Below are 24034 nucleotides of genomic sequence, written 5' to 3' on the forward strand. Positions count from 1 at the left end.
CCGCCCCCTCGGGGGGCAGCGAATGAAGTGAGCGTGGGGGCAGTTTCATCTCAGGTTTCGAATCCGCGGATGCGCTTGTCGCGCAGGGTCTGCTTGGTGCGCTCGAGGCGCTTGATCAGTTCGGGGCCGCTCGCCAGCGCGACGCTGACCGACAACACGTCGATGATCGCCAGATGCGCGATGCGGGACGTCATGGGCGCATAGACGTCCGGGTCCTCCGGCACGTCGGCCGCGAGCAGCACGGTCGCGGAACGCGCGAGCGGCGAACCGCTGGCGGTGATCGCGATCACCTCGGCGCCGGCCTCGCGCGCCAGTTCGCACGCGCGGATGATCTCGGGCGTGCGCCCGCTCGCGGAGATCGCGACGACGACGTCGCCCTCCTCCAGCAGCGTCGCAGCCATGCCCTGGGTGTGCGGGTCGCTGTACGCGACCGAAGGGATGCCGAAACGGAAGAACTTGTGCTGCGCATCGGTGGCGACGATACCGGAATTGCCGACGCCGTAGAACTCCATGCGGCCGGCACGCGTGACGAGCTCGACCGCACGCTCGAGGCGCCCGGCATCGAGCTGGTTGCGCACGCTGATCAGCGCGCCGATCGTGCGGTTGAACACCTTGGGCGCGACTTCGTCGAGCGAATCGTCGGGGCCCACGTCGCGGTGTACATAGGGCACGCCGCTGGCGAGGCTCTGCGCGAGGCGCAGCTTGAAATCCTTGAAGCCGGTGAAGCCGAGCGCATTGACGAAGCGCGCAACGGTCGGCTGGCTCACGCCGACACGGTAGGCGAGTTCGGCGATCGAGATGCTCAGCACCTCGTTCGGATGCGCGAGCACGAATTCCGCGACGGCGCGTTCGGACTTGCGCAAGTCGTCGAAGCTCGCCGCGATGCGGGCGAGCAGCGGGCTCGTCTGGCGGGTGCCAGCTTCGTCCGGGTTCTGTCCCGGCGGAGTGATGATCGGTAGGTTTTCCATTTCAATAACCCTGGTTCCAGTGTTGCGCGGCAGGCGCGATGTCCCTCTAGGTCGCCAGACTAGCCCATCCGCATTTTCACGTGGAGGGGCAGAAGAATACATGCAATGGCGCTCTTCTTTGTCGCAGAAGTGTGGCAATCGGCAAACCTTCATTTCCGCAGGCGGCTTCCTCGATCACTTCACGTTTGGCGGCCCCGCTGATCGGCAGCAGGATCCGCCGCGCGTCGAGAATCGCCGAAAGCGCCAGCGTCATGCGCGCATGCGGCGCGGCGGGCGGGACGGTCGCCGCGAGCGCGGGACCGGATTCCGACAGCAGCTCGCCCAGCCTCGGGATGCCGGGGAAGATCGACGCGAAGTGCCCATCATCGCCCATCCCCAGCACGACCACATCGAAGGGGCGCTGAATCTCGTCGAGCCGCGCCGTGCACGCGGCGAGTCCGTCGCCGGGCGAGTTCTCGCCGCCATACAGCGGCACGAAGTGCGCCTCGGCCGCCGGCCCCTGCAGCAGGTTCGCGATGACGAGTCCGGCGTTGCTGTCGGGGTGATCGGGGGGTAGCCAACGCTCGTCCGCCAGGGTCACGGTGACGCGCGACCAATCCAGCTTGCGCTGCCCGAGCGCACGCAGGAAGGGCAGCGGGCTGCGGCCGCCCGACACGACGAGGCTTGCACGCCCGCGCCGGCCGATCGCGTGACGCAGCATCCCCGCGACGCGGTCGGCCAGCGCGGCGGACAGGGTCGGCGCATCGGCGAAAAGATCCTGCCCGACGTGGCGCGGCAATTCGAGCGCATTGTCTACCGTCATGATCACGAATCCTGCAGCCAGGCGAGGCCATCGCGACCGACCAGCGCGCTGGAGGCCGCGGGGCCCCAGGTGCCGGCGGTATAGGGACGCGGCGGCGTCGGATCCTGTTCCCAGCCTTCGAGGATGGGTTCCACCCAACGCCACGCGGCATCGAGTTCGTCACGGCGCATGAAGAGCGTGAGCTTGCCACGGATCACGTCCATCAGCAGGCGCTCGTAGGCGTCCCACTGGCGACCGTGATACGTGTCGGCGAAGTCGAGGTTGAGCGCGACCGGGCGCAGGCGCATCTCGTCGCCCGGCACTTTCGCCATCAGGTGCAGCTCCAGGCCCTCGTCGGGCTGCAGGCGGATCACCAAACGGTTGGGCGCACGCTCGCCCGACAGCGACGGGAACAGCGCGTGCGGCACGTCGCGGAAGTTCACGACGATCTCGGCGAGGCGCTCCTGCATGCGCTTGCCGGTGCGCAGGTAGAAGGGCACGCCGGCCCAGCGCCAGTTGTTGAGTTCGGCCTTCAGCGCGACGAAGGTCTCGGTGCGGCTTCCGGCGGGGATGCCCTGCTCGTCCAGGTAGGCCGGCACCGGCTGCCCTTCGACCGCGCCGGCGCGGTACTGGCCGCGCACGGTGCGGGTGGCGACGTCCTCGGGCGTCATCGGGCGCAGCGAGCGCAGGACCTTGAGCTTCTCGTCGCGCATCGCGTCGGGGTCGATGCTCGCGGGCGGCTCCATCGCGACGATGCACAGGAGCTGCAGCAGGTGGTTCTGCACCATGTCGCGCAATGCGCCGGTGTTGTCGTAGAACTCGCCGCGCCCTTCGACGCCGACCGTCTCGGCCAGCGTGATCTGCACGTCGCGCACGCAGCCGCGGCTCCACAAGGGCTCGAACAGCGTGTTGCCGAAGCGCAGCGCGATCAGGTTCTGCACCGTCTCCTTACCGAGGTAGTGGTCGATGCGGTAGATCTGTCCTTCCTTGAAGATCGCGCCGACCTGCTCGTTGATCTGGCGCGCGGAGGCGAGGTCGCGGCCGAGCGGCTTTTCCAGCACGACGCGACTGTCGGGCGTGACGAGCCCTGCGGCGCCGAGGTTCTCGCAAATCGACGCGAACAGGCCGGGCGCGGTCGCAAGGTAGAACACGCGCACGCGCGCCGGGTTATCTGCGAGCGTGGCGCCCAGGCGTTCGAAGTCGCCTGCGTCGCGGGCGTCGACCCGCACGTAGTCGAGCGTGCCGGCAAATGCCGCCCAGGCCGCGTCGTCGAAATCGCGTGCGGCGACGAACTTGCGCGCGGCGGCCTCGACCTTCGCGACATACGCCTCGCGCGAGAGCTCCTCGCGCCCGACGCCGACGATGCGCCAGCGCGCGTTGTCGCGGCCGGCGACGCTGTCGCGGTGACGGTAATACAACGCAGGCAGGAGCTTGCGCATCGCGAGGTCGCCGCTGCCGCCAAACAGGATCAGGTCGAACGCTTCAAGAGGGATCAATTTTTGCCTCGTCCATGTGTTCTTGTGGGGTCGCCGCCATTCCGGGACTGCCGGAACAAGACGGTAGTAAATCTACAAACCATTAAAGTCGTAAATATGTAGCAAGTCAACATATTCTTTCTTATTCCGAATCCCTCGCTGCCGCAGCGCCAGTCCCGCATTCTTCAAGGATTTTTCCACGTTTCACTGAACTCAAAGCGCTTTTGTTTTCTAGACATATTGATCATCACGCCTACAAGAAATCGCATCTCCTGCAAAAAGGGGCTTGCATTTCTACATGTAGCAAATCTACACTTGTGTCAAAGCAAGTCGCCAGAATCCTTGAACGGAAGAAAAGAAGGCGGCGCCACGACACAACGGAGGCTACATGTCGCTCAACCCCATCCTCGCCCGCGTCACCGACCGCATCCGCGCCCGCAGCGCCGCATCGCGCGCCGTGTATCTGGAGCGCGTCGAAGCTGCCGCCGGCAAGGCGGGTACGGCGCGGACGCATGTGTCGTGCGCGAACCAGGCGCACGCCTATGCGGCCTTCGAGCCGAACGAGAAGCTCGTGCTGCGCCAGGCGCGCCTGCCCAACCTCGCGATCGTGTCCGCCTACAACGACATGCTGTCCGCACACCAGCCCTTCGAGCGCATGCCCGCGCTGATCAAGGAAGCGGCGCGCGCGGCGGGGGCGGTGGCGCAGTTCGCGGGCGGAGTGCCGGCGATGTGCGACGGCGTCACGCAGGGCGAAGCGGGCATGGAGCTTTCCCTCTTCTCGCGCGACGTGATCGCGATGTCGACGGCGGTGGCGTTGTCGCACAACGTCTTCGACGGTGCGCTCTATCTGGGCGTGTGCGACAAGATCGTGCCGGGACTCCTCATCGGCGCGCTGCAGTTCGGCCACCTGCCTGCGATCTTCGTGCCCGCAGGCCCGATGACGAGCGGCATCTCGAACGACGACAAGGCGCGCGTGCGCCAGCTCTTCGCGCAGGGGCACGCGACGCGCGAGGAGCTGCTGGAATCCGAGATGGCCGCCTACCACGGCCCCGGCACCTGCACCTTCTATGGCACGGCCAACAGCAACCAGATGCTGATGGAGGTGATGGGCCTGCACCTGCCCGGCGCGGCCTTCGTCAATCCAGGCCATGCGCTGCGCGACGGCCTCACCCGCGCCGCGGCGCAGCGCCTCGCACGCATCACGCGGCTGGGCAAGGAATACATCCCCATCGCGAAGGTGATCGACGAGCGCGCGATCGCCAACGGCATCGTCGGCCTGCTGGCGACGGGCGGCTCGACGAACCACACGATCCACCTCGTCGCGATCGCCGCCGCTGCGGGCATCCACATCGACTGGAACGATTTCGACGAGCTGTCCGCGGTCGTGCCGCTGCTCACGCGCATCTACCCGAACGGCAGCGCCGACGTGAATCACTTCCACGCCGCGGGCGGCATGGCCTTCCTGATCCGCGAGCTGCTCGGCGCCGGCCTGCTGCACGGCGACGTGACGACGGTGATGGGAGAAGGCCTCGCGCGACACACCGACGAGCCGTGGCAGGACGGCGAGACGCTCGCGTGGCGCCCGGGCGTCGCGCAAAGCCTGGATACGGAAGTGCTGCGCCCGGCCGCCGAGCCGTTCAGCGCCGACGGCGGGCTGAGGCTGCTGAAGGGGAACCTGGGCCGCGCGGTGATCAAGGTGTCGGCGGTGAAGCCGCAGCACCGCGTGGTCGAAGCGCCGGCCCTCGTGTTCGACGACCAGGACGACCTGATGGCGGCCTTCAAGCGTGGCGAATTGACGCGCGATTTCGTCGCGGTCGTGCGCTTCCAGGGGCCGCGCGCGAACGGGATGCCGGAGCTGCACAAGCTGACGCCCGCGCTGACGGTGCTGCAAGACCAGGGCTACCGCGTCGCGCTGGTGACGGACGGCCGCATGTCGGGGGCGTCGGGCAAGGTTCCCGCGGCGATCCACGTGACGCCGGAGTCGCTGGCAGGGGGACCGCTCGCGAAGGTGCGCGACGGCGACGTGATCCGGCTGGACGCGGTCGCGGGGACGCTGGAAGCGCTGGTCGATCCCGCGGAGTGGACCGCGCGGGAAGTCGCGACGGCGGACCTCGACAGGAACCAGCACGGCGTCGGCCGGGAGCTGTTTTTCAATGCGCGCGCCAACGCGAGCGGCGCGGAACAGGGGGCGAGCACGTTTGGTTCGACCCTGCCGGGGCCGCAGGCGGTCGCCTGAATCCCGATTAGGAGAACATTCTGATGGAAATAAACTCCCTCCTCGCAGCCAGCCCCGTGATGCCGGTGATCGTGCTCGACAAGGTCGCCGACGCGGTGCCGCTGGCGCGTGCGCTGGTCGCCGGCGGCATCCGCGTGCTCGAAGTGACGCTGCGTACCGCCGCCGCGCTGGAAAGCGTGCGCGCCATCCGCGCCGAAGTCCCGGACGCGATCGTCGGGGTCGGCACCGTCGTGACGCCGGCCGACCTCACCGCAGCGGCCGAAGCCGGCGCGGTGTTCGCGGTGAGTCCGGGCGCCTCGCCCGAGTTGCTGCGCGCCGGGCGCGAGTCGGCGATTCCACTACTGCCGGGCGTGATGACGCCGTCGGACGTCATCAATGCACTCGCCGCCGGCTACACGGCGATGAAGCTTTTCCCCGCGGCACAGGCGGGCGGCATCGGGATGCTGAAGGCGCTCGGCGGCCCCTTCCCGCAGGTGCGCTTCTGCCCGACCGGCGGGATCGACCTCGCGAGCGCGCCGAGCTTCCTCGCCCTGCCCAACGTCGCCTGCGTCGGCGGCTCCTGGCTCACTCCAGCGGACCGCGTGCGCGCCGGCGACTGGGCGGCGATCACCGAACTCGCACGGGCGGCGGCTGTGCTGCGCCCGGTCGGAGCGGCCTGATGGACCTTGCGGTCGCCCCCGTGCCGTCCGCGACGAGCTCGGCCTACCGCGTGCGCCGGCTCGACTTCGGCGGGATTCCCGCGGTCGAGCTGCGCGATGGCGCGAGCGGCGCGTATGCCGTGTTCGCCCAGCGTGGCGCGACCTTGCTCGACTGGCGCGTGCCGCATGGCGGGGAACTCGTCGAGCTGACCGACGGCTACCGCAACGCCGCGGAGCTCGCGAACCAGAACGGCGTGCGCAACGGCATCATGGCGCCCTTCCCCAACCGCATCGCGGGCGCGAGTTATCGCTTCGACGGGCGGGATCTGGACCTGCGGCCCGGCGTGCCGGCGGCGGACCGCCTGAGCTACCACGGCTTCCTGCGCGAACTGGAGCTCGTCGTCGCGCATGCGCGCGAGACGGCGACCGGCGCGAGCGTGTTGTTCACGGGCACGATCCGGCCCGACGCCTTCGCCGGCTATCCCTTCGCGCTGAAGATCAACGTGCGCGTGGGTTTCACGGCCCGCAGCATCGCGCTCACGGTCACAGCGACCAATATCGGCGACCGGGCCGCGCCCTACGCCGCCGGCTGGCACCCCTACTTCCGGCTCGGCGATGCGCCGATCGAGGACCTGGAACTGGAGGTTCCGGCGAGCTATTGCATCCTGACCGACGACCGCCTGCTGCCCCTTGCGGGCGATGCGGCCTACGCGCGGGTCGATGACGCTCCCATGCCCGACTTCCGCCGCATGCGCCGGATCGGGGACGCGGTGATCGACGCTTGCTACGGCGGCGCGGGTGGCGACGGCGACCGCGCGGAGCATGCGGGCTCGGGGCGGGTGGCGGCAATTCCGGGGTCGGAATCGCTTCCAGCGCCGCTTGGCGGGATGCGCTGCGCTTCTCCCGCCCTACAGGACGGGCTGATCCGCAGCCGGTTGCGCGATCCCGCGACCGGCCGGCAGCTCACCGTGTGGCAGCGCGGCGGCCTCGTGCATGTCTTCACCGGCGACACGCTGGCGCGCGACCCGCGCCGTGCCGTCGCGATCGAGCCCGTCGAGGTCATGACGGATTCCTTCAACCGCCCGGACTGCGCACGCGCGATCCGCCTGCCTGCGGGCGCCACGAGCAGCTTCAGCTGCGGCGCCGAGTTCGACGCGAGTCCTTCCTCCCAACCCCTTGCGGCCCCGAGCGCCTGAGCCGCGTACAGCATGAGACCCCAGATGCCCGGCAAGAACACGAAGATCATCGCAACCGTCGGCCCCGCGAGCGCCGACGAGGACAGCCTGCGCACGCTCGCGGAGTCCGGCGCGGACGTGTTCCGGCTGAACTTCAGCCACGGCACGCACGCCGACCACCACGCCGTGTACCAGCGCATCCGCGCGGTCGAGGAGCAACTCGGCCGTCCGATCGGCGTGCTGATCGACCTGCAGGGGCCGAAGCTGCGCCTGGGCACTTTCGCCGACGGCGGCGTGACGCTCGCGCGCGGCGACCGCATCCGCTTCGACCTCGACCCGACGCCGGGCGACGCGACGCGCGTGGCGATCCCGCATCCTGAGATCATCGACGCGGTGGGCGTCGGCCACGTGCTGCTCGTCGATGACGGCAAGATGCGCCTGCAGGTCGTCGCGAAGCGCGACGGCGTGCTGGAGATGGAGGCGCTGACCGACGGGCGGCTGTCCGATCGCAAGGGCGTGAACGTGCCCGACGTCGCGCTGCCGCTCTCGGCGCTGACCGCGAAGGACCGCCGCGACCTCGCCTTCGGCCTGGAGCTGGGCATCGACTGGGTCGCGCTGTCCTTCGTGCAGCGCGCCGAGGACATCGCCGACGCGCGCGCGCTGATCGGCGACAAGGCGCTGCTGATGGCGAAGATCGAGAAACCGTCGGCGCTCGCGGAACTCGAGGACATCATCGCGCTCGCCGACGGGATCATGGTCGCGCGCGGCGATCTGGGCGTGGAGCTGCCGCCGGAAGATGTGCCGGGCCTGCAGAAGCGCATCGTGCGCCTGTGCCGGCGCGCCGGGAAACCGGTGGTCGTCGCAACGCAGATGCTGGAATCGATGATCTCTGCGCCCGCCCCCACCCGCGCCGAAGCGTCCGACGTCGCGACCGCGGTGTTCGACGGCGCCGACGCGGTGATGCTGTCGGCCGAGACCGCATCGGGCAAATATCCGGTGGATGCGCTCGCGATGATGAACCGCATCATCGCCCGCACCGAGGCCGATCCGCTGCAGCGCCAGCTGATGGAAGCGGTCGGCGCGGACCCCAAGGGCAACGCGACCGACGCGATCGGCACGGCGATCCGCGCCGTCGCCGCCACCCTGCCGCTATCGGCGACGGTCGCCTTCACGGCCTCGGGCGCGACGGCGCTGCGCATCGCGCACCAGCGCCCGCGCTCGCCGATCCTGGGCCTCACGCCCTCGCAGTCGGTCGCGCGCCGGCTGTGCCTCGTGTGGGGCGTGCGCTCGCGGCGCTCGGTCGAGGCCTGCGCGGTCGAGGAGATCGTGAACGTCGCGATCGAGCATTGCCGCGCCGAAGGGCTCACCGCACCAGGCCAGGCCGTCGTCGTCACCGCCGGAGTGCCCTTCGGGACGCCCGGCAGCACCAACCTGCTGCGCCTCGCGTGGCCGGCCGGGGATACCACCGCGGCCTCTCCCTCCGCCGAAACCGAAGGCGAGATGCCGTCACGTGGGAGCGGCTTCAGCCGCGAAAGGGCCGCTACGGGTGCGACACCGCTGATTCGCGGCTGAAGCCGCTCCCACATCAAGAGCGCCCCACGCGAAACGTATTCAAGAGAGAACGAGAGAGACATGAACGCCACCACCATCCACACCCGCCTGCATTCCCTGTTCCCCACCGAAACCGATATCCCGACCGACTGCCGCGTGCTCGCGCCGCTGCACCAGCGCTCCATCCTGCTCAACGGCGAGATGCAGATCTGGAAGGGCGAGACCCGCCCGGTCTACTCCCCGGTCGCGCTGCGCGCCGCCGACGGCAGCCTGACGCACGTCGAACTGGGCAGCTTCCCCGTCACCGGCACTGGCGAAGCCGACGCCGCGATCGCCGCGGCCGCGAAGGCCTACGACAACGGCCGTGGCCAGTGGCCGACGATGTCGGTGGCCGATCGCATCGCCTGCGTCGAGAACTTCACCAACCAGATCGTCGCGCGCCGGCGCGAGATCGTGAACCTGATCATGTGGGAGATCGGCAAGAGCCTCGCCGACTCGGAGAAGGAATTCGACCGTACGATCGACTACATCAAGGCGACCATCGCCGAGCTGAAGAACCTCGACAACGCGAACTCGCGCTTCCAGATCGTCGATGGCACGATCGCGCAGATCCGCCGCTCGCCGCTGGGCATCGTGCTGTGCATGGGCCCGTACAACTACCCGATGAACGAGACCTTCACGACGCTGATCCCGGCGCTGATCATGGGCAACGTCGTGCTGTTCAAGCCGCCGCGCTTCGGCGTGCTGCTGTACTACCCGATGCTGGAAGCCTTCCGCAGCGCCTTCCCGGCCGGCGTGATCAACATCGTCTACGGCCAGGGCAGCGTCGTCGTGCCGCACATCATGGCTTCCGGCAAGGTGAACGTGCTCGCGCTAATCGGCTCCAGCAAGGTCGCGGACCAGCTGAAGAAGGCACACCCGAAGACCAACCGCCTGCGCGCGGTGCTGGGGCTGGAGGCGAAGAACGCGGCGATCATCCTGCCGGATGCCGACATCGAGCTGACGGTGAAGGAATGCATCGCCGGTTCGCTGTCCTTCAACGGCCAGCGCTGCACCGCGATCAAGATGATCCTCGTCCATCAGGCCATCGCCGACCAGTTCCTGCGCCGCTTCTGCGAGGAGATCGGCAAGCTGAAGATCGGCATGCCGTGGGAAAAGGGCGTGACGATCACGCCGCTGCCCGAGATGGCGAAGGTCGCCTACATGAACGAGTGCATCGAGGACGCCGTCGCGCAAGGCGCCAAGGTGCTCAACGAGAACGGCGGCGCCTCGGTCGAGACGATGTTCCATCCGGCGGTCGTGTTCCCGGTGAAGGAAGGCATGAAGCTGTACCGCGAGGAGCAGTTCGGCCCGGTGGTCCCGGTCGCGCCCTTCGAGGACATCGAGACCGCGCTCGACTACGTGATCACCTCCGACCACGGCCAGCAGGTGTCGATCTTCGGCACCAACCCGGACCAGATCGCGAGTCTCGTCGATCCACTCGTCAACCAGGTGTGCCGCGTGAATCTGAACGCGCAATGCCAGCGCAGCCCCGACGTCTTCCCCTTCGCCGGCCGCAAGGACTCGGCCGAAGGCACGCTGTCGGTGCACGACGCGCTGCGCTCATTCTCGATCCGCACGATGGTCGCCGCGAAGCAGACCGAGGCGTCGAAGAAGCTCCTCGACAGCATCGTGCTGGGCAACAAGTCGAACTTCGTGAATACGCGGTTCATTCTCTGAGCGTTCTCCCGGGCCGGTATCGATGCTCTCCACAAGGATATCGGCCCGTTTTTTCGATTTAGTTGCTCGCCACCTGAAGACAGGTGATGCGCTCGGAACGCGGTTCCTCCCCCCTTGAAGGGGGAGGGATAACAGAGCCCCACTTGTAGTTCATCGCCCTTATAGACACACCCCCATGACCACCATCACCTCCATTCAAGCCCTCGAAATCCTCGACTCCCGCGGCAACCCGACCCTGCAGGCGACCGTTCGCCTCGCGTCCGGCCATGCCGGCACTGCCGCCGTCCCCTCCGGTGCCTCCACCGGCATGCGCGAAGCGCTGGAACTGCGCGATGGCGACGCCTCCCGCTTCGGCGGCAAGGGCGTCACCAAGGCGCTCGCCAACATCGAAGGCCCCATCGCCACCGCGCTCAAAGGCCGCGACGCGCGCGACCAGGGCTCGATCGACGCGCTGCTGTGCGAACTCGACGGCAGTGCCGACAAGTCGCACCTCGGCGCCAACGCACTGCTCGCCGTGTCGCTCGCGGCCGCCCACGCCGCCGCAAACGCACAATCGATCCCGCTCTACCGCCACCTCGGCGACGCCTCACGCGGCTTCACGCTGCCGGTGCCGCTGATGAACGTGATGAACGGCGGCGCGCACGCGAACAACAGCCTCGACATCCAGGAATGCATGATCGTGCCGCACGGCTTCGAGCGTTTCGGCGACGCGCTGCGCGCCGGCGTGGGCGTGTTCCATGCGCTGAAGGGCCTGCTCGACAGCAAGGGCTACCCGACCTCGGTCGGCGACGAAGGCGGCTTCGCACCCAACGTCAGCGGCACGCGCGAGGCGCTGGACCTGATCCTCGAAGCGATCGAGCGCGCCGGCTACCGGCCGGGCTCGGAGATCGCGCTCGCGCTCGACTGCGCCGCGTCCGAATTCCACCGCGACGGCGAATACCGGCTCGAAGGCGAAGGCAAGCGCCTGTCGCGCGCCGAGTTCTGCGGCTACCTCGCGGACCTCGTCGGCGACTACCCCATCGTCAGCATCGAGGACGGCATGGCCGAGGACGACTGGGCCGGCTGGGGCTGCCTCACCGACCGCCTCGGCCGGCGCGTGCAGCTCGTCGGCGACGACCTGTTCGTGACCAACACCGGGATCCTCGCGACAGGCATCGACAAGGGCATCGCCAACGCGATCCTGATCAAGCCCAACCAGATCGGCACGCTCACCGAGACGCTCGCCGCGATGGAGATGGCCCGCCGCGCCGGCTACGCGTCCATCGTCTCGCACCGCTCGGGCGAGACCGGCGACACGACGATCGCCGACCTCGCCGTCGCGACCGCCTGCGGCCAGATCAAGACCGGCTCGGGGAGCCGCTCCGATCGCGTGGAGAAGTACAACCGGCTGCTCGCGATCGAGCGGGAGCTGGGTGGCGATGCGCGGTTCGCGGGGTCGAAGGCGTTCGCCGCGCGCTGATGCCCCATCGTCTGCCCGTGAAAGGTTTGATCGACCAGTAACGATTGCTCTCCAACCGGCACCACATCAAAACGCTCACTCCCCGGCGGTGGTGCCGGTTTTTTTTTGTTATTGATCCGGGAAGAGCAAGTTTGCCCCGCGGGCCCCAGCCCTCGCCCTCCAACGGGAGGGAGCCATCCGGCGCTCGACACGCCACGTACTTGAATCCCGTGCTTGCAGAAAAACGAACCGATCCCTCCCCCATGACCGCCACCGAAGCCATCGGCTACCTCGCCGCCCTCCTCACGACAACGTCCTTCGTACCGCAGGCGCTGCACATCTGGCGCACGCGGGATGCGCGCGCGATCTCGCTCGGCATGTACTCGGTGTTCTCGGCCGGCGTCGCGCTGTGGCTCGCCTACGGGCTGCTGGTCGGCTCGTGTCCGGTGATGCTCGCGAACGTCGTCACGCTGTTCTTCGCGCTGAGCATCCTGTTGATGAAGATCCGCTACGACCGGGAACGGCGGCGGTGATCGTGCTCGCGGGCATCCACCACGTCGCGATCATCTGCAGCGACTACGCGCGCTCGAAGCGCTTCTACACGGAAGTGCTCGGCCTGCGCGTCGTCGCCGAGACCTTCCGCGCCGGGCGCGGCTCGTACAAGCTCGACCTCGCGCTGCCCGATGGCACGCAGCTCGAACTCTTCTCCTTCCCCGCCCCGCCGCCGCGCCCGTCCCGCCCCGAAGCCTGCGGCCTGCGCCACCTCGCCTTTGCGGTCGCGGACCTCGACGCCGCCGTGCGCGAACTCCAGCGACAGGGCGTCGAAGTCGAGCCGATCCGCGTCGACGAGCTCACCGGCCGCCGCTTCACCTTCTTCGCCGACCCGGACGGGCTGCCGCTGGAACTCTATGAGACCGTGGCTCTGCCGGATCACGCAGAGCGGGAGTAGCCGAAGGCCGGGTTTGGCAACTGCGCCGCCAAGCGAACGGATGAGGTGCCCCCAACGCCGTTGCGGCGGGATACGCTGCGCTCCTCCCGCCCTACCAGTCGTCACGTCCCCACCGGCTCGATCTCCCCCATCACCGCTACAATTGCCGCCTCGGCAATACCCGACCGCCCATGCGTCCCCGAACCGCTCCCGACTACCTCGCCGGCTACCCGCCCGATCTCGCCGCCCAGGTGCGCAAGCTGATCGACGACGACCGGCTCGGCGACCTGCTGCTGAAGAAATATCCGCAGACTCACGCGGTGCGCAGCGATCGGGCGCTCTACGACTACGTGCAGGAACTCAAGGACGAATTCCTGCGCAATGCCGGGCAACTCAGCAAGGTGGCGTACGACAGCAAGCTGCACGTGATCCAGCACGCGCTCGGCACGCACACGCGCGTCTCCCGCGTGCAGGGCGGCAAGCTCAAGGCGAAGTGCGAGATCCGCGTCGCGGCGGTGTTCCGCGACATGCCGCCGGAGTTCCTCCGCATGATCGTCGTGCACGAACTGGCCCACATCCGCGAGCGCGAGCACGACAAGGCCTTCTACCAGCTGTGCCGGCACATGGAGCCCGACTACCACCAGCTGGAATTCGACCTGCGCGCCTACCTGTGCCACCTGGACGCGACGGGCCGGCCGCTGTGGCGTGCGGCGGCCGATCGTCCGACGCCCTGATGCGGCGATTCAGCCGGCGAGTGCGCGCACCTTCACCGGCTTGCCCTTGAGCCGACCCGCGGACAGCCGGCGCACGGCTTCACCGGCGATCTCGCACACGACCGCGACGTAGGTCGTCTGGTCGGTCACGGTGATCTTGCCGACCTGCTCGCGCGTGAAGCCCGCCTCCCCGGTCAGCGCGCCGAGCACGTCGCCGGGCCGGATCTTGTCCTTGCGCCCGCCGAGGATCTGCAGGGTCACCATGGGCGGCACCAGCGGCGAATCGTCGCCGCCCTGCAGGGAACCCAGGCCATGCCACTCGGGCTCGATGCCCGTCACCTGCGCGATGGTGGCCACGCGGCGCTTGTCGGCCGGGCTGCACAGCGTCAGCGCCCAGCCGTCCTCGTCGGCACGGCCGGTGCGGCCGATGCGGTGGACGTGGACTTCGGGATCAGGCGTGACGTCGACGTTGATGACCGCTTCGAGTTGCGCGATGTCGAGGCCGCGCGCCGCCACGTCGGTGGCCACGAGCACCGAGCAGCTGCGATTGGCGAAGCGGATCAGCACCTGGTCGCGCTCGCGCTGTTCGAGATCGCCGTTCAGCGTCAGCGCATGGAAGCCCTGCTTGTGCAGGACCTCGACCAGCTCGCGGCACTGCTGCTTGGTGTTGCAGAACGCCAGCGTGCTGACCGGGCGGTAGTGCTTGAGCAAGGTACCGACGGCCTGCAGGCGCTCCTCGTGCTTGATCTCGTAGAAGCGCTGGCGGATTTTGCTGCCCTCGTGCTGCTCGGTCAGCTTCACCTGCTGCGGGTTGCGCAGGAACTGCTGCGCGAGCCGCTCGATCCCCTCGGGATAGGTCGCCGAGAACAGCAAGGTCTGGCGGCGCACCGGGCATTGGCTGGCGACGAACGCGATGTCGTCGTAAAAACCCATGTCGAGCATCCGATCAGCTTCGTCGAGCACCAGCGTGTTGAGCGCATCCAGCCTCAGGCTGCCACGGTCGAGGTGGTCCATGATGCGGCCCGGCGTTCCGACGACGATGTGCGCGCCGTGCTCCAGGCTCGCGCGCTGCGGGCGCATGGTCGTACCGCCGCACAGCGCCAGGATCTTGATGTTGTCTTCGGCGCGCGCGAGACGGCGGATCTCCTGCGTCACCTGGTCCGCCAGTTCGCGCGTCGGACACAGCACCATCGCCTGCACCGCGAAGCGGCGCGGATTCAGGTTGGTGAGCAGCGTCAGCGCGAAGGCCGCCGTCTTGCCGCTGCCGGTCTTGGCCTGCGCGATCAGGTCGTGACCGGCGAGCGCCAGGGGCAGGCTGGCCGCCTGGATCGGCGTCATCGTCCGGTATTCGAGCTGCTCCAGCGTCGCCAGCAGCGCAGGCGACAACGGCAGCTCGCCGAAGGGGCGCGCGGCAGGGGTTGGACCCGGCGCGTCCGGCGTGGCCGGCTCCGCCGGCGGCGGGATCGATTCGCTCATGCTCGCCTTCCGCCTCAGCCCTTGCGCCGACGCGCCGCGCTGGCCGGCTTGCGCCAGTGCCCCGCGCGCTTCTTCTCGGTTTCGGCGGGCTTGGGCTTGGGCATCAGCAGGTTCTTGCCCGCCCCCTGTCCCGCAGCGCGGTGCGCCAGGATGGCGGCGTTCAGTTGCTCGACCGTCGGCACGGCCGCGGCCTGCTCGCCCTGCCCGACATGCGCGCCGAGCCGCTGCCGGACTTCGAAGATGCGCTCGGCCGTATCCGCCTTCTTCGGCAAACCGGTGACGATCGCCAGCGAGGCCGCATTCAGCGCGAAGCGCCCCTCCTCCACGCAGATGAGGCCGTTCGCCGACAGGCGTTCGAACGAGTCGGCCAGCTTCGCCTCCGGCGGGACGGCCCCCTGCAGCAGATCGACTGCCGCGATGGCCTCGACAAGCTCGGCCGGGCGCCGCTTCGAAGCGAGCGCCAGGGCGAGCAACAGGAGTGCATCAATATCGTGAAGCGGGTGCATCGAATACCTTTCAGAAGCGGCAGAAAATGGATCGGAGAGCGGCGCAGCGCGCAACGGCCGCGGCACGGAGCGGGTGCGCGAGGGCCACGGCAGACGCCGGAAAAGTCCGCCAAGGGCGAGAGTGTAAGCGCTCAGCGCGGGCGCGACGCCAATAAGTTGCAGAGCGCCGCACGCGCCCCCGGGGACAGCCGCTCAGCGCAGCGGCTGGCGCACGCAGTCCGGCCCGACCCGCGTCAGTACCGGGCACCCGAGGAGCGCCAGCGTGCGGTCGATCTCCGAACGCAGGATCTCCAGCGCTCGCGCCACGCCGGGCTTGCCGGCGGCCGCGAGGCCATACAGCGTCGCGCGCCCCGACATCGCCGCGTCGGCCCCCAGCGCGCGCGCCTTCACGAAGTCGCTGCCGCGGCGCAGGCCGCTGTCGATGATCAACGTCATGTCCGCCCCGACCGCCGCGCGGATCTCCGGCAGCACGTCGATCGGCGCGACGCAGGTATCGAGCTGGCGGCCGCCGTGGTTGGTGATCACCAGCCCGTCCACGCCCAGCTGCTGCGCGCGCAGCGCGTCGTCCGGGCGCAGGATCCCCTTCACGATCAGCTTGCGCGGCCACAGGTCGCGCAGCCACGCGACGTCGTCCCAGTTCAGCGACGGGTCCATCTGGCTCGACAGGAAGGTCGCCGCGTTGCGCGCGCTGTCCTGCCCCGGCGGCAGGAAGTCTCCCAGGTTGCGGAAGCGCGGCATGCCATGCGGGATCATCACGTCGAAGAGCCAGCGCCAGCGCGTCGCGACATCGACCGCGTTGTCGAGGTTGAGCTTCATCGGCGCACGGTAGTTGCGCCGGTCCCATTCGCGGTTGCCGAAGGCCGCGACGTCGGTCGTCAGCACGATCGCCTCGGAGCCCGCCACCTCCGCCCGCTTCACGACACCGGCGAGGTTGTCGCGATCCTTGAACGGGTAGATCTGCATCCAGTGGCGCACGCCGCTCGCCACGACGCGCTCCAGCGACACCGTCGACACCATGCTCTGGCACATCGGAATGCCCGCATCCCGCGCCGCCTCCGCGAGCATCAGGTCACCTTCGTGCGACAGCAGGCCGTTGAAGCCGGTCGGCGCGATGATCGCCGGCATCGCGATGCGTTCGCCGAACAGCTCGCAGCCAGGATCGCGCTCGGACACATCGACCAGCGTGCGCGGCTGGAAGGCGATCGCGTCGAACGTGGCGCGGTTCTGCGTCAGCGTGATTTCGTCGTCGGCCCCGCCTTCGAGGTATTCGAAGCAGAAATTGGGGATGCGCGCGCCGGCCATCGCGCGCAGTTCGGCAATATTCTGGGCGCGACGCGGATCGCGGCCCCGGTAGAGTTTGCGCATCGGCATTACGCGCCCGGTCCCAAAGCAATAAAGTCCGCCCCACGATACCGGAGGCGGACTTCGCTTGCTAGCCGTCCATCATGATACGGCCCCTCGCTATTACTACGGCGACAAATGGATCACCATCCGTTCGCCCTGAGCTTGTCGAAGGGCAGGCTCAGCCCGAACGGTATCCGGATTGCCGCGCCATTAGCCTTCCCGCACCAGCTTGCGCTCGCTCTTCGGCCGCGCCGGTAGCGGCTTCGCGCATTCCAGGAAGCGCCCGCGCCCTTTCCGCGCCCGCGCCTGGCCGTTTGCCCACACCACCTCTCCGCGCGAGATCGTCACGCTAGGCCAGGCCTTCAGGTGCATGCCGTCGTAGGGCGTGTAATCGACGTTGTGATGCAGCATCCCGTTGCGGATCGTCACGTCCGCATCGGTATCCCAGATCACGATGTCCGCATCGCAACCCACGGCGATGCTGCCCTTGCGCGGGTACAGGCCGTAGAGGCGCGCGACGTTGGTCGAAGTCAATGCGACGAAGCTCTGCGGATCGATGCGGCCGGTGAGCACGCCTTCCGAGAACAGCAGCGCCATGCGCGTCTCCAGGCCGGGGATGCCGTTCGGGATCTGGTCGAAGGAGGCGTTCTCGCCCGCGGCCTTCTTGCCCTGCGGGTCGTCGAAGCGGAAGGGCGCGTGGTCCGACGAGAAGACCTGGAACACGCCATTCTCCAGCCCATCCCACACCACCTTCTGGTTCGCCTTGTCGCGCGGCGGCGGGCTGCACACGCACTTCGCGCCGTGCAGATCTTCGCCTTCGAGATGCTCGCTGGTCAGGAAGAGGTATTGCGGGCAGGTCTCGCCGTACACCTGCAGGCCGCGGCCCTGCGCCCAGCGGATCTGCTCGACGGCCTCGCGGCCCGAGACGTGCACGATGAGGATCGGCACATCGACGAGCTCCGACAGCGAGATCGCCCGGTGCGTCGCCTCGCGCTCCACCAGCATCGGCCGCGAGGCCGCATGGAAGCGCGGCGCGGTGTGGCCGGCTGCGAGCAGCTGCTCGGTGAGCCACGCGATGCAGTCGGTGTTCTCCGCGTGGATCATCACCAGCGCCCCCTCGCGCCGCGCGACCGCGAGCGTTTCCAGAATCTGGCGGTCGTTGAGCTTGAGGTCGTCGTAGGTCATGTAGATCTTGAACGACGTGTAGCCTTCCTTGATCAGCTCGGGGAGTTCACGCTGCAGCACGTCCGGTGTCGGGTCGCTGACGATGAGGTGGAAGGCGTAATCGATGACCGCCTTGCCGCCGGCGCGCGCGTGGTAGTCGTCCACCGCCGCGCGCAGCGACTGCCCCTTGAACTGGCACGCGAAGGGCAGCACCGTCGTCGTGCCGCCGCAGGCTGCCGAGAGCGTGCCACTGTAGAAGTCGTCGGCCATCTTCGTGCCGTCGCTCATCGGCTGGTCGAGGTGGCAATGGCCGTCGAGGCCGCCCGGCATCACATAGCGGCCGGCGGCGTCGATCTCCTCGCGGCCCGCGGGCAGCTTCCTGCCGAGCGCCGCGATCACGCCGTCGCGGATCCCGATGTCGCAGTCGAACTCGTCGGCTGCCGTCACGACGTGGGCGTTGCGCACCACCAGGTCGAAACCGTCCATTGTTGTCTCCATGTTTGTTGGGGTCTTGGCCGACGGGACCGTTCTCCGTGATTGGAGTCGCCGCATCTGTCAAACATACTCATCTATTTTGTCGACAATTTATCGATATTTTTTCCAACACGCAAGAACAGTAACGCTGCCCGAAAATCGTCACCGGATCGCGAGAGAGATTTCACCCCCGTCGGTCACCCCCGACCGCGCGACGGAGAAACCCCGTCCGAATGCCTACAGACCACGGCATTTCTTGCTAGCGCATCCGCCCGAATCGTAGAATTTCCGCTTCGGCCCGACCTCGCGGGCCCCTCTGGCGCAGGGTCTCAGGATGCAGAAGAAGACGGTCAAACGACGTGACGCCGGCGCATCGGCGCCCTCCTTGCAGGACGAGCGGCTGGCGAACGACGGAGAAGGCGGCGCGTCGGACCAGGAAATCTACGAGCGCATCATCGCGTCGATCATGGAGCACCGGCTGCCGCCGGGCACCAAGCTCGGCGAGGACAAGCTGGCGAAGATCTTCGGCGTGAGCCGTGCGCGCGTGCGCCAGGTGCTCGCCCGCCTCGCGCTGGAGCGCGTGGTCGTGCTGCATCCGAACCGCGGCGCCTTCGTCGCCGAGCCCACCATCGACGAGGCGCGCGAGGTGTTCGAAGTCCGCCGCCCGCTCGAAGCGCTGGTCGTGCGCCGCATCGTGGCGAAGAACGACCGCGCGATCATCGCCCGCCTGCACGCGCACGTCGAAGCCGAGGAAGCCGCCCGCGCCGCGCGCGACCGCCGCGCCATCATCCGCCTGTCGGGCGAATATCACGTGCTGCTCGCCGAACTCTCCGGCAGCACGCTGGCCGCCCGCCTGATGCACGAACTGGCGTCGCTGACCTGCCTCATCATCTTCCTCTACGACGCGCCGTCGGTACCGGCCTGCCGCGACCAGGAACATTCCGAGATCACCCAGGCCCTCGCCGATGGCGACGAAGCCACTGCGATCCGCCTGATGACCGAGCATCTGGAGCACGTCGAAGCCTGCCTCGACCTCTCGCGCGGCCGCCCCGAGGAACTCGATCTGGAAGCCGCGCTGGCCGGCTGACCTTATCAGCCTGGGCAGTCCCATACCGTTCAGGCTGAGCCCTTCGGCCTTGCTCGGGACAGGCCTGTCGAAGCCCTGCCGGAATCCCGCCCTTCGACCGGCTCAGGGCGAACGGCGGTGGCCCATTTGATTGCCCGCTAAGTATCCTCTCCCCGCTCCCGGTCAGGAGAAGATCCGCTCCAGATCGTCGCCGCCCTCAGTGACGACGCTCCTGCGGGCGCTCCCGCGCGCCCGAATCATCCTGAAGCACCGGTCGCGCCCTCATGCCGCCTTCTCCTCGGGCTCGACCTCATTGCTGTCGAGATCGAATATTTTTTGTCGACAATTTATTGACTTCATGTCGGCATCACTTCTATAGTCCATTTCACAATGGCAACGCGTCATCCCCGGTCGGCGACCTATCCGGTCGACACTTCGGGCGTGACGCGGCAACCAAAAAACAGAAATGGTGCGAGGCCGTGATCCGGCACTCGCTCCGCGTAGGCGGCGTCAAGCCTTTTGGAGGCAACACCACGGCCACAAGGCCGTGGCGGAGTGGCCAAAACTCATCCAAGCTGTGGAAAGGAGACACCACATGAAAGCTGAAATCGCCCTCGAGCGGGCGGCAGCCCTGCCGGAAACGCAGACGAAGGTCCGCTGGCGGATCTTCCTGATGATGCTGTTCCTCATCTCGATCAACTACATCGACCGGGCCTCGCTGTCGGTCGCAATGCCGATGATCGCCAAGGAGTTCGACATCGGCCCCGCAACACAGGGTCTGTTGCTGAGTTCCTTCTTCTGGACCTACGCCTTCATGCAGATTCCGGGCGGCATGCTCGCGGACAAGTACGGCCCCCGTCATGTCATCGCCGCCGCCACGCTGGGCTGGGGCTTTTTCCAGGCGATCGCGGGCGTATGTACCGGCTGGGTCAGCCTGCTGATCACACGCCTCGGACTCGGCGCCGCCGAAGCGCCGATCTACCCGGCCGGCGGCAAGCTCAACGCGATCTGGATGACCCAGAACGAGCGCGGCCGCGGCGCGACGCTGCTCGACGGCGGTGCCCCGCTGGGTGCCGCGCTCGGCGCGATCCTGATCTCGGGGCTGATCGCCGTGATGGGATCCTGGCGCGCGTCCTTCGTCATTGCCGGCATCGGCACCGTGATCGCGGGCCTCTGGGCGTGGTCGTACATCCGCAACCATCCGCGCGAACATCCGGGCGTCAATGACATCGAGGCGGAGTACATCGAGGAAGCCCACGCCAGGGAACTGGCCGCGTCGCCGGCCATCACCAGCGGCAAGATCATGGACTTCTTCCGCTACCGCTCGGTGTGGGGCATGTTCTTCGGCTGGATGTGCTTCAACGCGCTGTTCTACGGCCTGCTGACCTGGATGCCCACCTACCTGTCGAAGCAGCACGGTTTCGACATCAAGCAGATGGGCGGCGCGGTGTTCATCATGTTCTTCTCCGGCTTCGTCGGCGAGCTGATCGGCGGCTGGATCGCCGACAAGTGGAAGGAATCGGGCGCCTCGCAGGGCAAAGTGCTGCGCACGCTGTTCGGCATCGCGTCGGTCATCGCCACCGTGTCGATCTACAGCGTCGCTAAGATCACCGATCCGGTCACCGTCGTGGTGATGCTCTCGGTGACCCTGTTCTTCCTGCGCTGGTGCGGCCTGTTCTGGTGCGTCCCGTCCATCCTCGGCACGCGCAACCGCGTCGGCTTCCTCGGCGGCGTGATGAACCTCGGCGGCAACTGCGCGGGCATCGGCGTACCCATCCTCGTCGGCCTCATTGTCCAGGCGACCGGCTCGTACTACATGGCGCTGATGCTGTTCGCCGCTGCCGGTGCAGGCCTGTTCATCTGCTCGACGATGCTGATCGACTACGACAGGAAGATTCCGGTCTGATCTCCCCGGGGCGCCGCGGTGAATGCCTGCCGCGGCGGCCCACCCCCTCCCCGACCGGATTCCAACGAGGACTTCCATGAGCAAACGCATCCGCCTGGGCGTGCTGACGCCCTCCTCCAACACCTCCCTCGAACCGCTGACCAGCGCCATCGTCGCCGAAGTACCGGGCGTGTCGGCCCACTTCTCGCGCTTCACCGTCACCGAGATCTCGCTCAAGGACCAGGCGCTCGGCCAGTTCGACGACACGAAGATCCTCGACGCGGCGAAGCTGCTCGCCGACGCCCGCGTCGACTCGATCGGCTGGAGCGGCACCTCCTCCGGCTGGCTCGGCTTCGAGCGCGACGTGCAGCTGTGCCGCCGCATCACCGAAGTCACCGGCATCCCCGCGACGACCTCGGTGCTCGCGCTGAACGAGATCCTCGCCAGGACCGGCACGAAGAAGCTCGGCCTCGCGACGCCCTACGTGCCCGACGTGCAGGCGCGCATCGTCGCCAACTACGCGACGCTGGGCATCGAAGTGCCCGCCGAACAGCACCTCGGCATCAGCGTCAACTTCGACTTCGCGGAAGTCCCGGAGGACACATTGCGCGCGATGGTGCGCGAAGTCGCCAAATCGCGGCCCGAAGCGATCACGACCTTCTGCACCAACCTGCGCGCCGCCCAGCTCGCCGACGAGCTCGAAGCCGAGACCGGCATCCCCCTCTACGACACGGTCTCGACCGTCGTGTGGAAGCAATTGCGCATGGCTGGCATCGACACCCGCTCGATCAAGGGCTGGGGTCGCCTGTTCCGCGAAGTGGCCTAAAGTGAAATCGGATGGATCGAAGATGAAAATCCTGCTCCTGAACCCGAATACCTCGCAGAGCGTCACCGACCGCATCGCCAACGCGGCGATGGGCGTGGCCGGCGCCCAGACCGAACTCGTCACCGCGACCGCGCCGCGCGGCGTGCCCTACATCGCGACGCGCGCCGAAGCGGTGATCGGCGGCGCCGTGGCGCTCGAAATGCTCGCCGAGATGCACACCGGCGTCGACGCGGCGGTGATCGCCGCCTTCGGCGATCCCGGACTCGGCGGCGCGCGCGAACTCTTCCCCATCCCGGTCATCGGCCTGGCCGAAGCCGGCATGCTCACCGCCTGCATGCTCGGCAAGCGCTTCGCGATCGTGACCTTCTCGCAGTCGCTGGAGCCCTGGTACCACGAATGCATCGCCTGGCACGGCCTGCGCGAGCGCTGCGCCGGCGTGCGCGCCCTGGGCGGCAGCTTCCGCTCGATCTCCGACGTGCAGGACGAAAAGGAAGCGCTGCTCGTCGAACTCGCGCAGCAGGCGGTGGATCAGGACGGGGCCGACGTGGTCGTGCTCGCCGGCGCGCCGCTCGCGGGGCTCGCCCGCCGCGTTCGCGACCGCATCCCGGTGCCGGTCGTCGATTGCGTCGAGGCCGCAGTCAAGCAGGCCGAAACGCTGGTCGCGCTGAACCCGCGCAAGGCCGTGCAAGGCACCTATGCACGCCCCGGGGCAAAGCCCTGCGTCGGCATCGCCGATCCGCTGGCGCGCTGGATCAACCATGAGTGAGGCCCGCCGCGCGGACGCGCGCAGCCTCCTCGTCCTTCAAGGAGAACGGCTGTGAAACTCGTTCGCTTCGGAGCCCCGGGGAAGGAACTCCCCGGGCTGATCGACGCCACCGGCACGATCCGCGACCTCTCGGGCATGCTGCCCGAAATCAACGGCGCGGCCCTCGCGCCCGCCAGCCTCGCGCGGCTGCGCGGGCTGGATCCGCAAACCCTCCCCGTCGTGCCATCTGGCACCCGCCTCGGTCCGCCGCTCGCCGGCATCGGCAAGATCGTGTGCATCGGCCTGAACTACGCCGACCATGCGCGCGAGGCCAGCCTGCCGATCCCGCAGGAACCGATCGTGTTCATGAAGGCGCAGACCGCGATCAGCGGCCCGAACGACGCGATCGTCCTGCCGCCTGGCTCGGAGAAGACCGACTGGGAACTCGAACTCGTGATCGCGATCGGGACCACCGCCCGTCGGGTCGCGGTCGGCGACGCGCTGCAGCATGTCGCGGGCTACATGACCGGCCTGGACATGTCCGAGCGCTACTGGCAGATCGAGCGCGGCGGACAATGGACCAAGGGCAAGAGCTTCGACACCTTCGCGCCGATCGGCCCCTGGCTCGCGACCGCGGATGAGCTCCGCAGCCCCGACGAAGTGGCGATGCAGCTCGCGGTCAATGGTGAACGCATGCAGGACAGCCATTCTGCCAACATGATCTTCAGCCCCGCGCAGATCATCAGCTACGTCAGCGGCGTGATGACGCTGCTGCCGGGCGACCTGATCTTCACCGGCACGCCTGCGGGTGTCGGCATGGGCATGAACCCGCCGCGCTACCTGCGCGCGGGCGACCGCATCGACGCGTCGATCGCCGGCCTGGGCGAGCAGCAGCACGCCGTCGTCGCCGACTGACGGCTGCCTTC

21 protein-coding genes are annotated in these 24034 nt (G+C 68.1%); 14 read left to right on the top strand and 7 right to left on the bottom strand.

Annotated elements, in window-relative coordinates:
• Positions 1 to 50: 50 nt before the first annotated feature.
• From hexR to zwf, 3 genes are all read right to left on the bottom strand, one after another.
• Positions 51 to 968, bottom strand: a complete 918-nt coding sequence (gene hexR / locus F464_RS0117110; protein ID WP_018991063.1) for a transcriptional regulator HexR — start codon at positions 966 to 968, stop codon at positions 51 to 53.
• A gap of 76 nt (positions 969 to 1044) precedes the next feature.
• Positions 1045 to 1770 (bottom strand): 6-phosphogluconolactonase, encoded by a 726-nt coding sequence (gene pgl / locus F464_RS0117115; RefSeq protein WP_018991064.1) that lies wholly within the window; start codon positions 1768 to 1770, stop codon positions 1045 to 1047.
• A 2-nt stretch (positions 1771 to 1772) separates the two neighbouring features.
• Positions 1773 to 3245, bottom strand: a complete 1473-nt coding sequence (zwf, locus tag F464_RS0117120; protein WP_018991065.1) for a glucose-6-phosphate dehydrogenase — start codon at positions 3243 to 3245, stop codon at positions 1773 to 1775.
• Between the two features lie 367 nt (positions 3246 to 3612).
• Here zwf and edd point away from each other — a divergent pair, with 367 nt between their 5' ends.
• From edd to F464_RS0117165, 9 genes are all read left to right on the top strand, one after another.
• Positions 3613 to 5460, top strand: coding sequence for a phosphogluconate dehydratase (gene edd / locus F464_RS28870; protein ID WP_018991066.1), 1848 nt, complete (start codon positions 3613 to 3615; stop codon positions 5458 to 5460).
• 23 nt (positions 5461 to 5483) lie between these two features.
• Entirely contained in the window at positions 5484 to 6119 is a 636-nt protein-coding gene (gene eda / locus F464_RS0117130) for a bifunctional 4-hydroxy-2-oxoglutarate aldolase/2-dehydro-3-deoxy-phosphogluconate aldolase (RefSeq protein ID WP_018991067.1), read from the top strand.
• Entirely contained in the window at positions 6119 to 7294 is a 1176-nt protein-coding gene (locus F464_RS0117135; RefSeq protein ID WP_018991068.1) for an aldose 1-epimerase, read from the top strand. Before eda ends, F464_RS0117135 begins: the two co-directional genes overlap by 1 nt.
• Before the next feature lie 24 nt (positions 7295 to 7318).
• Positions 7319 to 8845 (top strand): pyruvate kinase, encoded by a 1527-nt coding sequence (pyk, locus tag F464_RS0117140; protein WP_018991069.1) that lies wholly within the window; start codon positions 7319 to 7321, stop codon positions 8843 to 8845.
• A 60-nt stretch (positions 8846 to 8905) separates the two neighbouring features.
• Positions 8906 to 10543 carry an NADP-dependent glyceraldehyde-3-phosphate dehydrogenase gene (locus F464_RS0117145; RefSeq protein ID WP_018991070.1) on the top strand — a complete coding sequence of 546 codons (1638 nt, stop codon included), beginning with the start codon at positions 8906 to 8908 and terminating at the stop codon, positions 10541 to 10543.
• A 175-nt stretch (positions 10544 to 10718) separates the two neighbouring features.
• Positions 10719 to 12002: a phosphopyruvate hydratase gene (gene eno, locus F464_RS0117150; RefSeq protein WP_018991071.1), complete on the top strand. Its 1284-nt coding sequence runs from the start codon at positions 10719 to 10721 to the stop codon at positions 12000 to 12002.
• A 242-nt stretch (positions 12003 to 12244) separates the two neighbouring features.
• Positions 12245 to 12514: a SemiSWEET transporter gene (locus F464_RS0117155; RefSeq protein WP_018991072.1), complete on the top strand. Its 270-nt coding sequence runs from the start codon at positions 12245 to 12247 to the stop codon at positions 12512 to 12514.
• Positions 12511 to 12930 (top strand): SMU1112c/YaeR family gloxylase I-like metalloprotein, encoded by a 420-nt coding sequence (gene gloA2 / locus F464_RS28875; protein WP_018991073.1) that lies wholly within the window; start codon positions 12511 to 12513, stop codon positions 12928 to 12930. Before F464_RS0117155 ends, gloA2 begins: the two co-directional genes overlap by 4 nt.
• Positions 12931 to 13100: 170 nt before the next feature.
• Entirely contained in the window at positions 13101 to 13643 is a 543-nt protein-coding gene (locus F464_RS0117165) for a M48 metallopeptidase family protein (protein WP_018991074.1), read from the top strand.
• A 9-nt stretch (positions 13644 to 13652) separates the two neighbouring features.
• Here the strand turns inward: F464_RS0117165 and dbpA are convergent, their stop codons facing one another.
• The 4 genes from dbpA to hydA all read right to left on the bottom strand — a co-directional run bounded on the left by dbpA (position 13653) and on the right by hydA (position 18598).
• Entirely contained in the window at positions 13653 to 15098 is a 1446-nt protein-coding gene (gene dbpA, locus F464_RS0117170; protein ID WP_018991075.1) for an ATP-dependent RNA helicase DbpA, read from the bottom strand.
• Between the two features lie 14 nt (positions 15099 to 15112).
• Positions 15113 to 15604, bottom strand: a complete 492-nt coding sequence (locus F464_RS0117175) for a hypothetical protein (RefSeq protein WP_018991076.1) — start codon at positions 15602 to 15604, stop codon at positions 15113 to 15115.
• Between the two features lie 192 nt (positions 15605 to 15796).
• A complete protein-coding gene (locus F464_RS0117180; protein ID WP_232428975.1) occupies positions 15797 to 16969 on the bottom strand; it encodes an alpha-hydroxy acid oxidase in 1173 nt (390 codons plus the stop codon).
• Positions 16970 to 17158: 189 nt separating this feature from the next.
• Entirely contained in the window at positions 17159 to 18598 is a 1440-nt protein-coding gene (hydA, locus tag F464_RS0117185) for a dihydropyrimidinase (protein ID WP_018991078.1), read from the bottom strand.
• Between the two features lie 322 nt (positions 18599 to 18920).
• On the opposite strand from hydA, the gene F464_RS0117190 reads away from it, so the two are divergent.
• From F464_RS0117190 to F464_RS0117210, 5 genes are all read left to right on the top strand, one after another.
• Complete coding sequence (locus F464_RS0117190; RefSeq protein WP_018991079.1) at positions 18921 to 19673, top strand: GntR family transcriptional regulator; 753 nt, start codon at positions 18921 to 18923, stop codon at positions 19671 to 19673.
• A 574-nt stretch (positions 19674 to 20247) separates the two neighbouring features.
• Entirely contained in the window at positions 20248 to 21558 is a 1311-nt protein-coding gene (locus F464_RS0117195) for an MFS transporter (protein ID WP_018991080.1), read from the top strand.
• A gap of 76 nt (positions 21559 to 21634) precedes the next feature.
• On the top strand, positions 21635 to 22363 hold the full coding sequence (locus F464_RS0117200) for a maleate cis-trans isomerase family protein (RefSeq protein WP_018991081.1): 729 nt from the start codon (positions 21635 to 21637) through the stop codon (positions 22361 to 22363).
• Between the two features lie 22 nt (positions 22364 to 22385).
• Positions 22386 to 23129: an aspartate/glutamate racemase family protein gene (locus F464_RS0117205; RefSeq protein ID WP_018991082.1), complete on the top strand. Its 744-nt coding sequence runs from the start codon at positions 22386 to 22388 to the stop codon at positions 23127 to 23129.
• Between the two features lie 51 nt (positions 23130 to 23180).
• Positions 23181 to 24023, top strand: a complete 843-nt coding sequence (locus F464_RS0117210) for a fumarylacetoacetate hydrolase family protein (RefSeq protein WP_018991083.1) — start codon at positions 23181 to 23183, stop codon at positions 24021 to 24023.
• Positions 24024 to 24034 lie beyond the last annotated feature (11 nt).

Source organism: Aromatoleum toluclasticum ATCC 700605 (assembly GCF_000378245.1).
In the GTDB taxonomy this organism is placed as follows: Bacteria; Pseudomonadota; Gammaproteobacteria; order Burkholderiales; family Rhodocyclaceae; genus Aromatoleum; species Aromatoleum toluclasticum.

What these genes read in the sequence shown, in the direction of transcription:
- hexR (WP_018991063.1), bottom strand. Translation starts at nt 968, where the DNA reads ATGGAAAACCTACCGATCATCACTCCGCCGGGACAGAACCCGGACGAA.
- pgl (WP_018991064.1), bottom strand. Translation starts at nt 1,770, where the DNA reads ATGACGGTAGACAATGCGCTCGAATTGCCGCGCCACGTCGGGCAGGAT.
- edd (WP_018991066.1), top strand. Translation starts at nt 3,613, where the DNA reads ATGTCGCTCAACCCCATCCTCGCCCGCGTCACCGACCGCATCCGCGCC.
- eda (WP_018991067.1), top strand. Translation starts at nt 5,484, where the DNA reads ATGGAAATAAACTCCCTCCTCGCAGCCAGCCCCGTGATGCCGGTGATC.
- F464_RS0117135 (WP_018991068.1), top strand. Translation starts at nt 6,119, where the DNA reads ATGGACCTTGCGGTCGCCCCCGTGCCGTCCGCGACGAGCTCGGCCTAC.
- pyk (WP_018991069.1), top strand. Translation starts at nt 7,319, where the DNA reads ATGCCCGGCAAGAACACGAAGATCATCGCAACCGTCGGCCCCGCGAGC.
- F464_RS0117145 (WP_018991070.1), top strand. Translation starts at nt 8,906, where the DNA reads ATGAACGCCACCACCATCCACACCCGCCTGCATTCCCTGTTCCCCACC.
- eno (WP_018991071.1), top strand. Translation starts at nt 10,719, where the DNA reads ATGACCACCATCACCTCCATTCAAGCCCTCGAAATCCTCGACTCCCGC.
- F464_RS0117155 (WP_018991072.1), top strand. Translation starts at nt 12,245, where the DNA reads ATGACCGCCACCGAAGCCATCGGCTACCTCGCCGCCCTCCTCACGACA.
- F464_RS0117165 (WP_018991074.1), top strand. Translation starts at nt 13,101, where the DNA reads ATGCGTCCCCGAACCGCTCCCGACTACCTCGCCGGCTACCCGCCCGAT.
- dbpA (WP_018991075.1), bottom strand. Translation starts at nt 15,098, where the DNA reads ATGAGCGAATCGATCCCGCCGCCGGCGGAGCCGGCCACGCCGGACGCG.
- F464_RS0117175 (WP_018991076.1), bottom strand. Translation starts at nt 15,604, where the DNA reads ATGCACCCGCTTCACGATATTGATGCACTCCTGTTGCTCGCCCTGGCG.
- F464_RS0117180 (WP_232428975.1), bottom strand. Translation starts at nt 16,969, where the DNA reads ATGCGCAAACTCTACCGGGGCCGCGATCCGCGTCGCGCCCAGAATATT.
- hydA (WP_018991078.1), bottom strand. Translation starts at nt 18,598, where the DNA reads ATGGACGGTTTCGACCTGGTGGTGCGCAACGCCCACGTCGTGACGGCA.
- F464_RS0117190 (WP_018991079.1), top strand. Translation starts at nt 18,921, where the DNA reads ATGCAGAAGAAGACGGTCAAACGACGTGACGCCGGCGCATCGGCGCCC.
- F464_RS0117195 (WP_018991080.1), top strand. Translation starts at nt 20,248, where the DNA reads ATGAAAGCTGAAATCGCCCTCGAGCGGGCGGCAGCCCTGCCGGAAACG.
- F464_RS0117200 (WP_018991081.1), top strand. Translation starts at nt 21,635, where the DNA reads ATGAGCAAACGCATCCGCCTGGGCGTGCTGACGCCCTCCTCCAACACC.
- F464_RS0117205 (WP_018991082.1), top strand. Translation starts at nt 22,386, where the DNA reads ATGAAAATCCTGCTCCTGAACCCGAATACCTCGCAGAGCGTCACCGAC.